The sequence below is a fragment of the Streptomyces sp. NPDC004647 genome (genome assembly GCF_040609575.1).
GTDB lineage: Bacteria > Actinomycetota > Actinomycetes > Streptomycetales > Streptomycetaceae > Streptomyces.
This window is the reverse complement of record NZ_JBEXKU010000081.1, coordinates 16496-31185: the sequence shown is the minus strand read 5'-3', so window position 1 is coordinate 31185 and position 14690 is coordinate 16496. Positions and strand designations below refer to the sequence as shown.

Annotated in this window: 11 protein-coding genes and 1 tRNA gene; 6 read left to right on the top strand and 6 right to left on the bottom strand. The window is 72.0% G+C overall.

Translation table 11 applies throughout. The annotated features are described in order from the left end of the window. Nucleotides 1-140 precede the first annotated feature (140 nt). Complete coding sequence (locus ABZW18_RS28110; protein WP_356192646.1) at nucleotides 141-2663, bottom strand: hypothetical protein; 2523 nt, start codon at nucleotides 2661-2663, stop codon at nucleotides 141-143. Between the two features lie 106 nt (nucleotides 2664-2769). On the opposite strand from ABZW18_RS28110, the gene ABZW18_RS28105 reads away from it, so the two are divergent. Next, a complete protein-coding gene (locus tag ABZW18_RS28105) occupies nucleotides 2770-3219 on the top strand; it encodes an SRPBCC family protein (RefSeq protein ID WP_356192643.1) in 450 nt (149 codons plus the stop codon). A gap of 64 nt (nucleotides 3220-3283) precedes the next feature. After that, nucleotides 3284-3355: transfer RNA gene (locus tag ABZW18_RS28100), tRNA-Val, on the top strand. A gap of 80 nt (nucleotides 3356-3435) precedes the next feature. Here the strand turns inward: ABZW18_RS28100 and ABZW18_RS28095 are convergent. Continuing rightward, entirely contained in the window at nucleotides 3436-4161 is a 726-nt protein-coding gene (locus ABZW18_RS28095; protein WP_356192640.1) for a 3'-5' exonuclease, read from the bottom strand. A 185-nt stretch (nucleotides 4162-4346) separates the two neighbouring features. Here ABZW18_RS28095 and ABZW18_RS28090 point away from each other — a divergent pair, with 185 nt between their 5' ends. Then, nucleotides 4347-4946: a DUF4365 domain-containing protein gene (locus tag ABZW18_RS28090; RefSeq protein ID WP_356192637.1), complete on the top strand. Its 600-nt coding sequence runs from the start codon at nucleotides 4347-4349 to the stop codon at nucleotides 4944-4946. After that, on the top strand, nucleotides 4946-6214 hold the full coding sequence (locus ABZW18_RS28085; RefSeq protein WP_356192634.1) for a hypothetical protein: 1269 nt from the start codon (nucleotides 4946-4948) through the stop codon (nucleotides 6212-6214). The genes ABZW18_RS28090 and ABZW18_RS28085 overlap by 1 nt, the downstream gene beginning before the upstream one ends. A 45-nt stretch (nucleotides 6215-6259) precedes the next feature. Here the strand turns inward: ABZW18_RS28085 and ABZW18_RS28080 are convergent, their stop codons facing one another. Then, entirely contained in the window at nucleotides 6260-6829 is a 570-nt protein-coding gene (locus tag ABZW18_RS28080) for a DinB family protein (protein ID WP_356192631.1), read from the bottom strand. 249 nt (nucleotides 6830-7078) lie between these two features. Between ABZW18_RS28080 and thrS the strand changes: the two genes are divergently transcribed. Further along, a complete protein-coding gene (gene thrS / locus ABZW18_RS28075; protein WP_356192628.1) occupies nucleotides 7079-9058 on the top strand; it encodes a threonine--tRNA ligase in 1980 nt (659 codons plus the stop codon). A 133-nt stretch (nucleotides 9059-9191) separates the two neighbouring features. Here thrS and ABZW18_RS28070 read toward each other — a convergent pair whose 3' ends face one another. Next, complete coding sequence (locus ABZW18_RS28070) at nucleotides 9192-9845, bottom strand: ion channel (RefSeq protein ID WP_356192625.1); 654 nt, start codon at nucleotides 9843-9845, stop codon at nucleotides 9192-9194. A 67-nt stretch (nucleotides 9846-9912) separates the two neighbouring features. Between ABZW18_RS28070 and ABZW18_RS28065 the strand changes: the two genes are divergently transcribed. Further along, nucleotides 9913-10473, top strand: a complete 561-nt coding sequence (locus ABZW18_RS28065) for an HIT domain-containing protein (protein ID WP_356192622.1) — start codon at nucleotides 9913-9915, stop codon at nucleotides 10471-10473. A gap of 106 nt (nucleotides 10474-10579) precedes the next feature. Here ABZW18_RS28065 and ABZW18_RS28060 read toward each other — a convergent pair whose 3' ends face one another. Together ABZW18_RS28060 and ABZW18_RS28055 are read right to left on the bottom strand one after the other, a co-directional pair. Further along, nucleotides 10580-12259 carry a hypothetical protein gene (locus tag ABZW18_RS28060; RefSeq protein ID WP_356192619.1) on the bottom strand — a complete coding sequence of 560 codons (1680 nt, stop codon included), beginning with the start codon at nucleotides 12257-12259 and terminating at the stop codon, nucleotides 10580-10582. A 117-nt stretch (nucleotides 12260-12376) separates the two neighbouring features. After that, nucleotides 12377-14572 carry an elongation factor G-like protein EF-G2 gene (locus ABZW18_RS28055; RefSeq protein ID WP_356192616.1) on the bottom strand — a complete coding sequence of 732 codons (2196 nt, stop codon included), beginning with the start codon at nucleotides 14570-14572 and terminating at the stop codon, nucleotides 12377-12379. Between the last annotated feature and the right edge of the window lie 118 nt (nucleotides 14573-14690).

Sequence of the window (14690 nt, the reverse complement as noted above, 5' to 3'; positions counted from 1 at the left end):
ACCGTTAACTACACCTTCCTCGCCACACTCTTCCCCTCCCCGCCGCTCTTCCGATCGGCCCGCCAGGCTTCGTGCCTGGCGGACCCTCGGTCGTTCTCGCTCGTTCTCCGCTGCCCGGCGCCGGTGTGCGGCGCCCGCCCTCAGCCCATGCGGCCGACGCTGTCGCGGACCCGCCGGGCGTCGTGCAGCCGCTGCTCGTACGTCGCCCCGACGGCGAGCAGCAGCAGCCCGGCGACAGCGGGCGGCAGCCACCGCGGGAGCGCGTCCACCACCTGGACGATGTACGGGGCCAGCTCGTGCAGGGCGACCAGCGCCGTTGTGGTGCCGCCGAGCACCAGCGGAGCCTGGAGCCGCCGCCGCGCGCCGAGCAGGGTGACGCCGAAGGCGGCCAGGCCGAGCAGCAGCGGGCGCAGCCAGTGCGTGTCGCCCCAGGCCGCCAGCAGGCTCGGCAGCAGGGTCACCGACAGGCCGGGGCCGTAGGACGCCCAGGAGCTCACGGGCGGGTCCTGCCGGCGCCGGCGCAGGCCGATCAGGAGTGCCGGGACGCTCACCGGCAGGGTGTACGCCTCCGGCACCGCGACCCCGGACGCGGCAAGCCGTACCCAGGTGGCCAGGACGAACAGCGCCGCGGCCGCGTAGACCGCGGAGCGGCGGTCGGGCCGCAGGGCGGTGCCCGCGGCGATCACCCCCGCCAGGGCCAGGGCCGTGGCGAGGGCGGGCGCGTCAGGAGCCGCCAGGCCGAGGGCGAGCAGCGCGGCCGTGTAACCGGCGCCCTCCACGGGAAGCCCCGCGGGAAGCGCTCGCAGTCGGGAGGCCACGAGCGCGGCGGCGCCGGCGACGGCCAGCACGGCGAACGCCGTACGAGGGGCAGGGAGGCCCGCAGCGGTGCACAGAGCGACCGCGAGAGCCGCGGCGCACACTACAGCCGCGCACGCCGTCACAGGCTGCCGTACGCGCCCTCCGGCCGCCGCGGCGGCCGCGAAGACGACCAGCAGCGCGCCGAGCACGCCGAGCGTCACCGTCTGCTCGGCCAGCGACCAGAACACGGCGCTGAGGGCGACGACGACCGCGCAGACAAGCGCCGTCAGCGAGACAGCGGCCGAGTCGAGTGTCGCCGAGGCCACGAGCAGCACCGATGTCTGGGCCACCAGCAGCGCCACCCCAACGGCGTACGGGAGGTCGGCAGCGACCGGCAGCACGACAGCCGTGGCGCAGCACAGGGCGACCGTCGCGCAGGACGCCACGGACCGCCGGGGGTGTGCCGCGGCGTACTGGTGCACCGCCGCGGCCATGGTGGCGGCGACGGCGAGCACGGCCGGGACGGCGAGCGTGCCCGGCCAGGAGACTCCGGGGCCGATCGCCTCACGCGCCCCCTCGGGGGCGCCGGACCACACCGCACCGGTCCAGCTCAGCGGCCCCAGTACGGCGGTCGCCACCCCGGCCGCCGCCCAGAGCACCGCCGCAGCGTGCACCGCGGCCGCCGCGGCGGCCAGCCCGGTGGCCGGTGCGGCACGGCCCGCCAGAGCGCGGGCGGAGGCCAGCACCGCCGCGCCGCACAGCAGATACCCCAGGACGGCCCACTGTCCCGGCAGCCCGGTGCGCAGCATCCCGCCGAGCGCCGCGACGGCTGCCAGCCCGCCCGCCGCGGCCGGCCATGCGGTGACCATGATCCGGGTGTCCGCGGAGTGCGGCCGCCAGGAGGCGTCCACGCCCACCGCGGCTGCCGCCAGCAGCAGTCCGGCGGCCTGCGCCGCTTCGCCCGGGCCGGTGGCGGCGAGGGACATCCGGACGGCAAGAAGCAGCCCCACGCCGCCTGTCACGGCCCCGGTCGCGGTCGCTGTCCGGCGTACGCCGGGGGCGTGGCTCCACGACGCGAGCGCGAGGTCGGCGGCCGCCGTGACCAGCAGGGCCGAGCCGGTGCCGAACGGACCCGCCCCGGCCGACACGGACCAGAGGAGGAGGGGCAGTTGGGCCAGGACCACGGCGACCGGCAGCGGCAGCCGCAGCCCGGCCGCAGCGCCGCCGCCCGGACCGCGCAGCCACAGCCCGTACGCGGCCCAGACACCTGCCGTCATGGCGCTCGCGACGGCGGCATAGCCGGCGCCGTCGGTATGCGGCAGCGCCACCCGGTGCAGCGCGTACGCGTCGAGCGCCAGTAGGACCAGGCCGAGACAGGCCACGGCCTCCGCCGTCGCGGCGAGCGAGCGGCGCAGCAGCAGCGCGGGTACACCTATCGCGCCGAGTGTCAGGACACCCAGCACCGCGGACCGGCCGCCGATGCCCAAGTGCCCCCAGCTGACGACGGTGAACGCGGTCACCGCGACGGCCAGCAGCACACCCCCGAGGGCCAGCAGCAGGTTCTGCACGGTCCGCGGGTTCGTCTCCCTGCCCGCGGAGGCGTGCGGCCGCTGGCCGGCCGGCCGCGGTCCCCAGGTCATCCGCGCGGGCCCCGGGGCGGGCTGCCACAACTGGGCCAGCAGGTGGGTGCGGCGGGCGAGCAGCCCGGCGCGCTCGGTGTCGAGCCGGGCGAGCGCGGCGTCGATCTGCCGCAACTCCCCCTCGGCACTGGCTCGCCACCGGACGTTTGCGGGGTCGGCCGGGGCCTTCGGAGCGCCCGGCGCACCCGTGGGCTCGTTCGCTGCGGCGGGTGGCACGTTGTCCATGCCCCGGAGTGTGGCCGCAGGTACAGGGCCGTGGCATGGGTACGGCTACTCAGCTCGGGCTGAGTAGCGAATGCACGCGCCGACCGCCGCGGGCCACACTGGGCCCATGGACTGGTGCCGTTACCGCTTCCGCAGCGTCTGGACCGTCGATGCCGCACCGGCCGCCGTCCACGCGGCGTTGGAGGCGATGGAGGACTACCCCCGCTGGTGGCCCCAGGTCCGGGAGGTGACCCGGACCGACGCCCGGACCGGCACGGCCCGGTTCCGTTCCGTCCTCCCGTACGACCTGCTCGTCACTGCGCGGGAGGCCCGGCGCGACGCGGAGAACGGCGTGCTGGAGATCTCCATGACCGGGGACCTCGAGGGGTGGGCCCGGTGGACCGTCGGGGCGCGCGACGGGGGTGCGCGCGCCCTGTTCGAGCAGGAGGTCGAGGTCCGCAGAAGGCTGATGCGCGCCCTCGCCGTACCGTGCCGCCCGCTCTTCCTGGCCAACCACGCGCTGATGATGCGCGGGGGCTGCCGCGGCCTGCGCCGCCTCCTCGCCGAAGCCGTTTGAACGAACTCTCCCGGGCACTGTATTGTTCAGGCCGTGCGACGGGGCCCCGCCCCACAGCGCCAGGGGGCGATTAGCTCAGTGGGAGAGCGCTTCGTTCACACCGAAGAGGTCACTGGTTCGAACCCAGTATCGCCCACCCCCGACCGGGCCGGGACGCCAACAGGCGGACCGGCCTTCGTCTTGGACGCCGACGGGAGCCGTACGGTAGGGCGCCGGTCAGGCGGCCGTGCGCAGTTCCGGGCGCAGCGGCCAGGCCGGGTCGACCGCCTCGGGAGAGCCGTTGTGCGCGAACCACGCCTGCAGACCGCGGGCCTGCGCCGCGTGCCACACCGCCTGCAGCGCGTGCAGCTCGGCGGGGCTCAGCGACTCCAGCCGTCCCGCGAAACGCCGCCCCAGGGACCGTACGACCTCGAGCGCGGCCACCGCGTCCGCCGCCGCGTCGTGCGCGCCGTCCAGTACCACGCCGTAGTGGGCACACAGATCCGAGAGCGTCCGACGGCCCTTCCGGTACCGGTCCACATGCTTGTCCAGCACCCGCGGGTCGAGGACGCACAGCGACGCGCCGCCCAGGTATCCGGCGAGGGATGAGGCGCGGTGCCGCTTCAACTCCCGGTCCAGGATGGTCAGATCGAAGGGCGCGTTCATCACCACCAAAGGTGTGCCGGCCGCGGACTGCGCCGCGAGTGACCGCGCCACTTCCTCCATCACCGGCGCCGGCCACCGCCCGTTCAACTGAAGGTGAAGGTCCGTCAGCCCGTGTATCGCGGTGGCTGCTTCGGGCACCGGCACACCCGGATTGACCAGCCAGCGGGTGATGCGCGGCAGCGCGCCGGACCCGCTCTGCAGGACCAGGGCGGCGGAGACTATCCGGTCGTGCTCGACGTCCACTCCGGTGGTCTCTGTGTCGAATGCGGCGAGAGGTCCCTCGAACCAGCACGGCATGTCCAACTCCTCGCACAGGCCCGGCAGATAGGCGCCGGCAGATGAGAATTCGTCCCCGCCCGACCTGGTGATACCCGGTCCGTTTGCCTCGTACGCCGCGCGGAGACAACACAGGTGACGGACCGTTCGATCCTCCGGTCCGGTACAAGGAACGGAATCGGCAAGGCCCGGAAGGCACTTGGGACATGGCGCTCGCGCAGCCCGAACCTGGGGGAGTACCCACCCAAGCCGAAGGCTATGGGGGAGGGCTGCTGCCTGAGCGGATCGCACCGCTGCGCGGCGGGCTCGCCACCACTGCCTGCATGGAGACCCTCCAGGTGGGCTACCTCCACGCGGTCGCGGCGGCCGCAGGCTGCTCGCTGGCCCAGCCGTTCCCGGACAACGGCATCGACTGGCACGTCAGCCACAGCGCGCCGGGCCACGCCGTCGACGACGAAGTGACGATCAAGGTGCAGCTCAAGTGCACCTACCAGACAGCCCCGCGCCCGGCCGGGCCGGCCTTCTCCTTCACGCTCGACAACGAGCATCTGGTGAAGCTCGCCCGCTCACCGGTGTCGGTGCACAAGATCCTGGTCGTGATGCTCGTACCGCGGACCCCCGAGGACTGGCTGCGGGCCTCGCACGACCGCCTCGAACTGCGGCACTGCTGCTACTGGACCAACCTGGCCGGCCATCCCGTGACCGGCAGGCGCAGGACCACTGTGCGGATCCCGACCTCGCGGATATTCGACGACCGGGCGCTCTGCGAGATCATGACCCGGGTCGGGGTGGGAGGAAGACCTTGATGCACCGGCTGTCCGACGAATCCGTACGACCGCAACCGCGCGGAGCCGGCGATCCGCTGCCCGGCGCGGCGGCACTCGACCCCGAGCAGATCGACCCCGCCGTCCTCGGCGCGCTGCTGGCCCGGCACGGCTGGCGGCGGCGCGGTGGTGCGGCGGGCCGGTACGCCCGCTGGACCCAGCCCGGCCCCGACGCGGGGACCAGCCTGCTGGTGCCCGAGAGCCGCTCGTTCCCGGACAGCGGGGATCTGCTGGCCGAGGCCCTCACCGCGCTGGCTCGCAGCTCCGCGCCGTCCGCGCGCGACGTGCTCGTGGGGCTCGCCGCGCCCAGCGACGAGATCCGCTGGGCCCGCGAGGTGCCGGTCGACGAGAGCGGCGCGGCCTCCTGGACGGCCCATGAGCAGCTGCGATCCGGTGCGCGCGCGATGCTGCTGGCCGGCGCTCTGGCCGCCCGCGGGCGGGCCGGCTACTACGGCGCCCGGCACCGCCGGCACGCAGGCGCGGCCCTGGACCGGACGCTCGTCGGGCCCGAACGGAGCGGCGGCCGGCAGCTGACCGTCTTCGTACCCGTGGAGAGCGGCCGCGCCGGCGTCATCACCCTGCTGCGCGCCCTGCACGCGGCCCGCGACGCCGCCGACTACCAGCGCGCCACGGGCGGCATGGAGGCCTTCGACGCCGCCGTCGAGCTGGGGGTGTGCCATGAGCTGACCGAGTCCGTGGTGGCGCTCGTCAAGGGCTCGGAGGGAGTACGGGTCGCGCTGGATTGGTCACCGGCCGCCGGTGTTCCGGACGGCTGCCCGGCCCGCCCGGAGCCGGTGGAGTTCTCGCCCGGCGACCTCCCGGCATTACAGGAGGCGGGCGCGAGGTACGTGCGCGACGAACCGTCGGTGCCGGTACGGGTCACCGGCGCCGTGGTGCGGATGCGCCGCTCGGACCCGGGCGGGCGCGGGACCGTGGGGCTGCGGGTGCTCGCGGGGGCCGATGTCCCGCAGGTGCGGATGGCGCTCGACGCGGACGCGTACCGGATCGCGGGCCAGGCCCACCTGGTCGGCCTGCCGATCCGGGTGAGCGGGCGGCTGGAGAGCCGCGGCGGCTTCCGCCGGCTCACCGGCGCCTCCGGCATCGTGCCGGTCCAGGTGGACGAGGCGGACCGGGACAGCCTGATGAAGTCGCTGCACGAGAACCTCGACTTCTTCGAGGAGGCGTGCGGGGGCGATGGCGTCGACAGCCAGCCCGGCGAAAGGGGACCGTCCGTGCCGGACGGGAGGTGACCGCCGCGGAACCAGAGGTGACCGCCGTGGGACCAGAGGACGGGATCAGAAGATCTGCGCCTTGCGGTGCCGGTAGAGGTCGCGCAACAGGGCGATCTCCGCGCAGTGGTGGATCATCTCGCGGTTGATGTGCAGCACGAGCGCCGCCATGGGGTGGTCGGCGAACGGTCCTTCGGCGGGGCCGCAGGGGCGGGCCAGGCCCTGCTCCCCGAGGCCGCGCACGCCCTCGGTCCACGCCGTGTACGCCTCATCGAGCCGGTCGAGCGCCTCCCCGGCCGTACCCGGGTAGCTGAAGCTCTCGTAGTCCACCGGCCTGCCGCCGAGGTGTGCCGCGTTCCGTGCTCCCAGCACCCCGACCAGGATGTGCCCGAGCCGCCAGGAGATGGTCGTCACCGGCGCCGGGTCGGGCTCAGGCACGGCGAAGTCGATGGTGAATCCGCCCGCTCCAGCCGCGATGGGCGCGGTGCTCTCGCCACGGGGGCGCACGTTCCAGCACCCGGGCACCGGCTCCCAGAAGTACTCGTCGTCGGACAGGCCTTCCAGGCGCTGCCGCAGCTGGTTCCGCCAGTGCCAGTCCAGCTGCTCGACCAGCTGGTTGTTCCAGTCGATACCCATAACCGCCACGTTAGGGCGAATCGCCTGCCCCGCCACCGATCCGCCACGGCGCGTACGGCCCGGTCGGGCGGCACGGAACTGTTTCGCGGTCGGCCCGTCCGGCTCGGTACCATCCATCCAGGGTTTCCGCCATGCCGCGGAACCGGCCGGCCGGCGTGACGCCGGCGGGGCCCCGGGGTTCTCCTCCGGGGGAGTGCAGTTACGCGCGCAGCGGCCGCTGTCGTGCGATCCATGAGTCAGGAGAGACCGGTGTCAGACGTCCGTGTGATCATCCAACGCGATTCCGAGCGGGAAGAGCGCGTGGTGACCACGGGCACTACGGCGGCGGAACTCTTCGACGGTGACCGCAGCATCGTCGCCGCCCGCGTCGCGGGGCAGCTCAAGGACCTGGCGTACGAGATCGCCGCCGGCGACGTCGTCGAGCCCGTACTCATCAGCTCCGACGACGGCCTGAACATCCTGCGCCACTCCACCGCGCACGTCATGGCTCAGGCCGTGCAGGAGCTCTTCCCGGAGGCCAAGCTCGGCATCGGGCCGCCCGTGAAGGACGGCTTCTACTACGACTTCGACGTCGAGACCCCCTTCCACCCGGACGATCTCAAGCGCATCGAGAAGAAGATGCAGGAGATCGTCAAGCGCGGCCAGCGCTTCTCGCGGCGTGCGATCTCCGACGACGACGCGCGCGTGGAGCTGGCCGGCGAGCCGTACAAGCTCGAGCTCATCGGCCTCAAGGGCTCGGCCGCCGACGCCGCCGAGGGTGCGTCCGCCGAGGTGGGCGGCGGCGAGCTGACCATCTACGACAACCTCGACCCCAAGTCCGGCGACCTGTGCTGGAAGGACCTCTGCCGCGGTCCGCACCTGCCGACCACCCGCGTCATCCCGGCCTTCAAGCTGATGCGCTCCGCCGCCGCCTACTGGCGCGGCAGCGAGAAGAACAAGCAGCTCCAGCGGATCTACGGGACCGCCTGGCCGTCCAAGGACGAGCTCAAGGCCCACCTGGACTTCCTCGCCGAGGCGGAGAAGCGCGATCACCGCAAGCTCGGCTCCGAACTGGATCTCTTCTCCATCCCGGAGGACATCGGCTCGGGTCTCGCGGTCTTCCACCCCAAGGGCGGCATCATCCGCCGGGTCATGGAGGACTACTCGCGCAAGCGGCACGAGGAGTCGGACTACGAGTTCGTCTACACCCCGCACGCGACCAAGGGGAAGCTGTTCGAGAAGTCGGGCCACCTGGACTGGTACGCCGACGGCATGTACCCGCCCATGCAGCTCGACGAGGGCGTCGACTACTACCTCAAGCCCATGAACTGCCCCATGCACAACCTGATCTTCGACGCGCGGGGGCGCTCGTACCGTGAACTGCCGCTGCGGCTCTTCGAGTTCGGCACCGTCTACCGTTACGAGAAGTCGGGCGTCGTGCACGGCCTCACCCGCGCCCGCGGCTTCACCCAGGACGACGCGCACATCTACTGCACCCGGGAGCAGATGGCGGACGAGCTCGACTCGCTCCTGACCTTCGTGCTGAACCTGCTGCGCGACTACGGGCTGGAGGACTTCTACCTGGAGCTGTCCACCAAGGACCCGGAGAAGTTCATCGGCTCGGACGAGAACTGGGAGCAGGCAACCGAGACGTTGCGCGAGGCCGCGGAGAAGCAGGGCCTGGACCTGGTCATGGATCCGGGCGGCGCGGCTTTCTACGGGCCGAAGATCTCCGTCCAGACCAAGGACGCGATCGGCCGCACCTGGCAGATGTCCACCATTCAGGTCGACTTCAACCTGCCCGACCGCTTCGACCTGGAGTACACCGCGGCCGACGGCTCCAAGCAGCGTCCGGTGATGATCCACCGCGCGCTGTTCGGCTCCATCGAGCGTTTCTTCGCGGTGCTGCTGGAGCACTACGCGGGCGCCTTCCCGGCCTGGCTCGCCCCGGTCCAGGCGATCGGCATCCCGATCGGCGACGACCATGTGCCGTATCTCCAGGAGTTCGCCGCCGAGGCCAAGGCCAAGGGCCTGCGCTTCGACGTGGACGCGTCCTCCGACCGTATGCAGAAGAAGATCCGGAACGCTCAGCGCAGCAAGGTCCCGTTCATGGTCATCGCCGGTGACGAGGATGTGGCGAACGGAGCCGTGAGCTTCCGCTACCGCGACGGTTCGCAGAAGAACGGCGTGCCGCGCGACCAGGCCCTCGCCGAACTCGTCGACGCCGTGGAGCGCCGTATCCAGGTGTGACCCGACGCCCCGCCTTCGCGGGGGCGGGCCAGGGAGCGTCTGCCGGGCGCAGCCGGGCCGGTACACGAACGAGGGAAGCCCAGGATGGCGTCACCCCCGCGAGCGCGGGGGTGACGAAGGTGCCTCCGGAGTGCTACTCCGGGGGCACCTTCTCGTCCTCGCGGGTGAAGGCCTGGACCAGCCAGGACGAGAACGACCCGGCCACCGCGCCCAGCAGCGCCAGCCCGCACGCCATCAGCCCGGCCGCGACCACCCGGCCGCGGGCGGTCACCGGAGCGACATCGCCGTAACCGACCGTGGACAGCGTCGAACAGCACCACCAGACGGCGTCCCCGAAGGTACGGATGGTGGCGCCCGGCGCGCCCCGCTCGCTCTGGTACACGGCCAGGGACGCGGCGAAGCCGAGCAGCACCGCCGTCAGGCTCGCGTAGAGGATCACCCGGGCCTGAACCGTCAGCGTCGGCTCCGCCCGGCGCTTCTGCACCGCGTTGAACACCCGCACCATGCGCAATGGCCGCAACAGAGGCAGCACCAGCACCAGGGTGTCCAGCCCATGGTGCTTGATGAACCGCAGGCCCTGGCCGCTCAGGATGAACAGCACGGCGTAGTCCACCGCGAAACAGGCCCAGGAGGCCAGGGTCACGGCGAGCCAGAAGTCCTGCCACTGCGGGGAGAGCCCCGGATCGAGCACCCGTACCGCGTACGAGGCCAGAAAGAGCAGCGACACGAGGGTGAGCGGGATCTCGGTGCGATCTTCCCAGCTCTGCATTCGGCCGTCGTTGCTCATCGGCTCAGCATCGCGGGCCGTCCCGCGGACGCCGCCCCGGCGACACGCTGCGAACGGGCGAAGTCATATGCTGCACAGCATGACGAGCGAGCCGGAACAGCAGATCGGAGTCGGGACTCAGGACGCGTTCCAGCGCCTGTGGACGCCCCATCGGATGGCCTATATCCAAGGGGAGAACAAGCCCACCGGCCCCGGGGCGGGAGACGGCTGCCCGTTCTGCGCGATCCCGGCGAAGTCCGACGAGGACGGGCTGATCATCGCCCGCGGCGAGCGCGTCTACGCGGTGCTGAACCTCTATCCGTACAACGGCGGGCACCTCATGGTCGTCCCGTTCCGGCACGTGGCCGACTACACCGATCTGGACGGTCCGGAGAGCGCGGAGCTCGCGGAATTCACCAAGCAGGCCATGGTCGCCCTGCGCGCGGCGTCCGGGGCGCACGGATTCAACATCGGTATGAACCAGGGCACGGTGGCCGGCGCGGGTATCGCCGCACATCTGCACCAGCACGTGGTGCCGAGGTGGGGCGGCGACACCAACTTCATGCCGGTCATCGGCCACACGAAGGTGCTCCCCCAACTCCTCGCGGACACCCGCCGTATGCTCGCCGAGGTCTGGCCGCGGACCTAGGGCGGCGGAGCGCCCGGGGGCCCGGGGGAGACCCGTGCCCCCGGGGGAGTCCGGGGCGACGGTGCTCCCCCGGAGGCACGGGGGACAGGAATCCCGCCGGAGGGGCCTACGCGTTGTAGACGTCCGCCTGACGCGGCTCCGCCCCCTGGACCGCGCCGCTGAGGAAGCCCGAGCGGGTCCCGAAGCTCTCGGTGTCCACGCCGTTCTCCTTCAGCACGCGGATCGCCGCCGAGTGCACCACCCGCAGCACCGGTGTGGCCGCGCGCAGCGCGTCGTCCGCCATGAAACGGTGCCGCCAGGGCGCGTCCGCCCATGCGTGCCGCAGCCCGAACGGCTCCGGGAGGGCCAGCTTCCCGCCGAAGAAGTCCAGGACCGGCGGGAACCACGTCAGAGGGGCGCGCGCCGCCAGCCGCACCACCTCCTTGGCCTCCACCAGCGGAAGCTGCCGCTCCTTGGTCTCCCAGAACTTGACGGTCTTGGCGACTTCCTCCGTACGCGGCGCCGGTTTGGTGGTGAACAGCGGATGCACCGGGCCGAGCGCGTGCCCGGTCACCTCGATCCGCAGGGTGTGGTGCAGAACGGTGACGGTGACCAGCAGTGTGATCACCAGCTGGCCGTCCCACAGGACGAACTGCACGCCCAGATAGTGCCGGTTGCCGCTGCCGAACTGCTGCTCGTTGCAGATCCGCTGTATCTCGGCGTTCCTGATCTGGAAGTGGTCGGTGTCCGTGCCGCTCGGCCGGGCGACCTCCGTCGCGCCCTCCCCGATCGGCGACACCACCCAGTGCGTCACCGACGGGGTCGGGAAGCCTCCGGTGTGCAGCGGGCCGCGCTCCAGCATCCGCAGCTGGTCGTGCACGGCTCGTATGACGTCCCAGCTGCGGAAGGGGTTGATGTCCTTGTCCGGGTCGCTGGAGACCAGCTCCTCGGCCAGGTGCCAGCTGCCCCAGCGGGTCCCCATGCCGAGTATCCCCTTGGGACCCGCGTAGTAGACGAGGTTGCTGCGCTGCTCGGCGGTGAGCATGGCCAGGCCCTGCCGCAGCCGTTCGGCGCTCGTCTCGTTCGGATTCTGCGGCACCGCCTCGGGGATCTTCGCGCCGATGCCTCCGCCGGAGAGCAGGCCGTCCCAGCGGTCCCGCAGGTCCTTGGCCGTACGCTCGGAGATCTGCTTCGCCAGCATCCAGCCGATCACCGGGGCGACCATCATCACGCGCAGATACAGCGCCGGGAGCCCGGTCATCGGCGGCCTGATCAGAAACAGCAGTCCCAGGCCGCCCACCGCGACGAGCACCACCGTGCCCAGCGCCCCCACGCCCCGGTTCTGCGCGCCCGCGAGCGTCCGGCGCAGCTGGAACGCGGCGAGCCACAGCAGCATTCCGGGCAGGAAGATCAGCCCGAAGACCACCATCACCCCGGTCAGCTTGCTGTCACGCTCCTTGCGGATCCGGTTGGCGGCCAGACAGTGCTCGACCACGGTCTGCGGCTCGGTGCCGAAGGACTGGATCAGAGGCTTCCGGGCACCGCCGAGCATCCGCGTCTGCACGGCGCGCGAGAACGCCTCGCCGAGGTTCGGCTCGAACAGTGACAGCCGCGGTGCCTTGATCTCCGCCTGATGCCATTCGCTGTTGGCCTTCAGCAGCTCGGCGACCGGACTGTCGCGGTACGCGGCCGAGGCGAGCGCATTCGTCGCCGCTGTCTGCCCCGCCGCACCGGAGAGCGGGACCTGCGCCCCGGGACTGAAGTCAAAACCGTCTGTCACTACCCCGCCCCCAACGCCGTTCGGCATCCGCTGCTGCGGCTCTTCCCGGCTACAGCCACCGGCACACCCTTCTGAACTGCATCTCAGCGTATCGGCGGTATGCCGCCCGCCGCACGGTGGTTGAGGCGGGCGGCACGGCAACTATCAGCCGGATCCGCTCTGTTCGCGGATTTTGGCGGCGAGCTGCGGCGGCATCGGCTCGTGCCGCGCGTACGAGCGGCTGAACCGTCCGGTGCCGTGCGACAGGGACCGCAGGTCCACCGAGTACCGGCCGATCTCGATCTCGGGGATCTCGGCCCGTACGAGCGTGCGTCCCGGCCCGGCCTGCTCGGTGCCGATCACGCGCCCGCGGCGCCCGGACAGATCGCTCATCACCGGACCGACGTACTCGTCCGATACCAGCACCTGCACCTCGGCGTACGGCTCCAGCAGGTGGATTTGGCACTCCGCCGCCGCCTCGCGCAGCGCCAGCGCGCCCGCGGTCTGGAACGCGGCGTCCGAGGAGTCCACCGAGTGCGCCTTGCCGTCGAGCAGCGTCACCCGCACGTCGACCAGTTGGTAGCCGGCGGCGACACCCCGGAGCGCCTGGCTCCGTACGCCCTTCTCGACCGAGGGGATGAACTGCCGCGGCACCGCCCCGCCGACGACCTTGTCGACGAACTCGATCCCCGAGCCCGCGGGCAGCGGCTCCACCTCGATCTCGCAGATGGCGAACTGCCCGTGCCCGCCGGATTGTTTGACGTGCCGACCGCGCCCCGCGGCTCTCTCGCCGAAGGTCTCGCGCAGCGACACCCGGTGCGGTATCGCGTCGACCTGGACGCCGTACCGGCTGCGCAGCCGCTCCAGCGCCACGTCCATATGGGCCTCGCCCAGGCACCACAGCACCACTTGGTGGGTGTCCTGATTCTGCTCCAGCCGCATCGTCGGATCCTCGGCGACCAGCCGGGACAGCCCCTGGGACAGCTTGTCCTCGTCCGGCTTGCTGTGTGCCTCGATCGCGATCGGCAGCAGCGGGTCGGGCATCACCCAGGGCTCCATCAGCAGCGGATCGTCCTTGGCGGACAGGGTGTCGCCGGTCTCCGCCCGGGTCAGCTTGGCCACGCAGGCCAGATCGCCCGCGATCGCCTTGGGCAGCACCCGCTGCTGCTTGCCGAAGGGCGCCGAGAGGGCGCCGATCCGCTCGTCCACGTCGTGGTCCTCGTGACCGCGGTCCTCCAGGCCGTGCCCGGAGACATGCACCGTCTCATCGGGCCGCAGGGTGCCGGAGAACACCCGCACCAGGCTGATCCGGCCCACGTACGGGTCGGAGGCGGTCTTCACGACCTCGGCGGCCAGCGGCCCCTCCGGGTCGCAGACCAGGGCAGGCCGCGGCCGTCCCTCCGGGGTGGTGACGGCGGGCATGTCGCGCTCCAGCGGCGTCGGGAACCCGCCGGTGATCAACTCCAGCAGCTCCACGGTCCCGATGCCCTGCTTGCTGCCCTCCGCGGCGGGCGCGGCGGCCAGCACGGGGTGGAAGGAGCCGCGGGCCACCGCCCGCTCCAGATCCGCGATCAGTGTCTTGATGTCGACGTCCTCGCCCGCGAGATAGCGGTCCATGAGGGTCTCGTCCTCGCTCTCGGCGATGATTCCCTCGATGAGGCGGTTACGGGCCTCCTCGATCAGCGGAAGGTGCTCGGGGTCGGGCCGCTGCTCCGCCCGCTCACCCGAGGAGTAGTCGAAGACGCGCTGGGAGAGCAGCCCGATCAGGCCCACGACCGGTGCGTGCCCGTCCGGCGCCTCCTCGCCGTGCAGCGGCAGATACAGCGGCAGCACGGCGTCCGGGTCGTCGCCCCCGAAAGCCCGTTGGCAGATCGCCGTCATCTCCTCGAAGTCCGCGCGCGCCGACTCCAGATGGGTCACCACGATCGCCCGCGGCATCCCGACCGCGGCGCACTCGTCCCACACCATCCGCGTCGAGCCGTCCACGCCGTCCGCGGCCGAGACAACGAAAAGGGCCGCGTCCGCCGCCCGCAGACCGGCCCTCAACTCCCCGACGAAGTCGGCATATCCGGGAGTGTCCAGCAGATTGATTTTGATCCCTCCCCATTCCACCGGGACGAGAGAGAGCTGTACCGAGCGCTGCTGCCGGTGTTCGATGTCGTCGTAGTCGGACAGCGAGGTGCCGTCCTCGACCCGGCCCGCCCGGTTGACCGCGCCCGTCGCCAGCGCGAGGGCTTCGACCAGAGTGGTCTTCCCGGATCCGCTGTGGCCGACCAGCACCACGTTCCGTAGGGATGAGGGCCGGTCGGCCGTCGCTGCCCTGCCGGCGGCCCCGGTGTGCGTATTCGCCTTGTCGCCCATGTGCCTCGCCTCCCGGTCTGCACCTGTTGCGGTCCTTCGAGCTTTCCACCGTCGTCACGCTGCGTCCATACGTCGTACGGGCGGGGGACCGCGCGGGTGCCCCGCACTGCGGTAGGGC

Excerpts from the sequence above, each read along its gene's own strand:
- ABZW18_RS28080 (WP_356192631.1), bottom strand. The coding sequence starts at position 6,829 with ATGGGTATCGACTGGAACAACCAGCTGGTCGAGCAGCTGGACTGGCAC.
- ABZW18_RS28070 (WP_356192625.1), bottom strand. The coding sequence starts at position 9,845 with ATGAGCAACGACGGCCGAATGCAGAGCTGGGAAGATCGCACCGAGATC.
- ABZW18_RS28090 (WP_356192637.1), top strand. The coding sequence starts at position 4,347 with ATGGCGCTCGCGCAGCCCGAACCTGGGGGAGTACCCACCCAAGCCGAA.
- ABZW18_RS28060 (WP_356192619.1), bottom strand. The coding sequence starts at position 12,259 with ATGCCGAACGGCGTTGGGGGCGGGGTAGTGACAGACGGTTTTGACTTC.
- ABZW18_RS28065 (WP_356192622.1), top strand. The coding sequence starts at position 9,913 with ATGCTGCACAGCATGACGAGCGAGCCGGAACAGCAGATCGGAGTCGGG.
- ABZW18_RS28105 (WP_356192643.1), top strand. The coding sequence starts at position 2,770 with ATGGACTGGTGCCGTTACCGCTTCCGCAGCGTCTGGACCGTCGATGCC.
- ABZW18_RS28110 (WP_356192646.1), bottom strand. The coding sequence starts at position 2,663 with ATGGACAACGTGCCACCCGCCGCAGCGAACGAGCCCACGGGTGCGCCG.
- ABZW18_RS28095 (WP_356192640.1), bottom strand. The coding sequence starts at position 4,161 with ATGCCGTGCTGGTTCGAGGGACCTCTCGCCGCATTCGACACAGAGACC.
- ABZW18_RS28085 (WP_356192634.1), top strand. The coding sequence starts at position 4,946 with ATGCACCGGCTGTCCGACGAATCCGTACGACCGCAACCGCGCGGAGCC.
- ABZW18_RS28055 (WP_356192616.1), bottom strand. The coding sequence starts at position 14,572 with ATGGGCGACAAGGCGAATACGCACACCGGGGCCGCCGGCAGGGCAGCG.